The sequence below is a fragment of the Cobetia sp. genome, from assembly GCF_983723665.1.
The window spans coordinates 1,709-3,196 of sequence record NZ_CFDJES010000219.1; the positions used below are offsets into that span (position 1 = coordinate 1,709).

The window sequence follows — 1,488 nt, forward strand, 5'->3', positions numbered from 1 at the left end:
GGCCACATGGGCATCAAGTTCGCCAAGGCGATGGGCTGTGAAGTGACGCTCTTCACCCGCAGCGAGAGCAAGGTCGAGGAGGCGCGCGAGAATGGCGTCGATCATGTGATCGTCTCGACGGATGACGAGCAGATGGCAGGTGCCACCGAGACCTTCGACTTCCTGCTCGACACGGTGCCGGTGCCGCATGATCTCAACCCTTACCTCAATACCCTGAAGTACGACGGCACGCATATCCTCGTCGGCCTGGTGCAGGAAGTGGACCCCGCGCTGCAGGGCGGCAACCTGGTCATGAAGCGCCGTGTACTGGCGGGCTCGTTGATCGGTGGCATGCCGGAGACCCAGGAAGTGCTCGACTACTGCGCCGAGCACGATATTGGCTGCGATATCGAGATGATCGACATCGACACCATCAATGATGCTTGGAAGCGCATGCAGGAAGGCAAGGTCAAGTATCGTTTCGTGATTGACATGCAGAGCCTCAAGAACGCCCAATAAGCGCTGGCGCTGCTGCCGATCAGGCAGTCTGTCAGTGAATGCTGAAACCCCCGCCAATGACGCATTGGCGGGGGTTTTGTCGTAAGGTATGTCACAAAATTGCTACAGGGTGATTCCCGATGTATCGCAAAACGCGTATAAGAACGCGATGAAAACGCCAAAGAGAATCCAGCCGCTCATAGATGACGGTCTGGTCGATGAAGTGCTCCGCCCCTTGATGAGTGGCAAGGAAGCCTCGGTTTACGTCGTGCGCTGCGGAGAAGAGATTCGCTGTGCCAAGGTCTACAAGGATGCTGCCCAGCGCAGCTTCAAGCAGGCTGTGCTGTATCAGGAAGGCCGCAAGGTGCGTAACAGTCGCCGTCAACGGGCGATGGAGAAGGGCTCCGGCTTCGGACGCAACCAGCAGGAGGCCGCCTGGCAGAATGCCGAGGTCGATGCGCTGTATCGTCTGGCCGATGCCGGTGTGCGCGTGCCGCAGCCGTTCGGCTGCTTCGATGGCGTGCTGCTGATGGAGCTGGTCACCGATGACGACGGCAATGTGGCACCACGCCTGAATGATGTCTCGATGTCCGCCGAGCAGGCGCGGGAAGACCATGCGCTGATGATGCAGTACATCGTGCGCATGCTGCATGCCGGCCTGGTACATGGCGACCTGTCCGAGTTCAACGTGCTGGTCGATGACTATGGCCCGGTGATCATTGATCTGCCGCAGGCGGTCGATGCCGCGGCCAACAACAATGCCAAGAGCATGTTGGCGCGTGATGTTGCCAATATCACCGCCTACTACGCGATGTTCGCGCCTGAACTGGCACAGACACGCTACGCCGACGAGATCTGGGCATTGTTCGAGGCCGGCGACATGGACCCGGATGTCGAGCTAACAGGCCTTTATGAGGACGACGCCGAAGCGCCGGACGTGGATGCGCTGCTCGAGAACATCATGGCGGCCATGGAAGAAGAGCAGGAGCGCAAGGCGCGCCAGAAGAGTGC

2 protein-coding genes are annotated in these 1,488 nt (G+C 59.5%); both read left to right on the top strand.

Annotated features, from left to right (window positions below; genetic code table 11):
• Positions 1-498: zinc-binding dehydrogenase (locus AC4FAH_RS14065; protein WP_490246259.1), on the top strand; the 498-nt coding region annotated here is incomplete at its 5' end.
• Between the two features lie 148 nt (positions 499-646).
• Positions 647-1,488, top strand: an 842-nt coding sequence (locus tag AC4FAH_RS14070; protein ID WP_483237383.1) for a PA4780 family RIO1-like protein kinase, incomplete at its 3' end; no start/stop codon positions are given.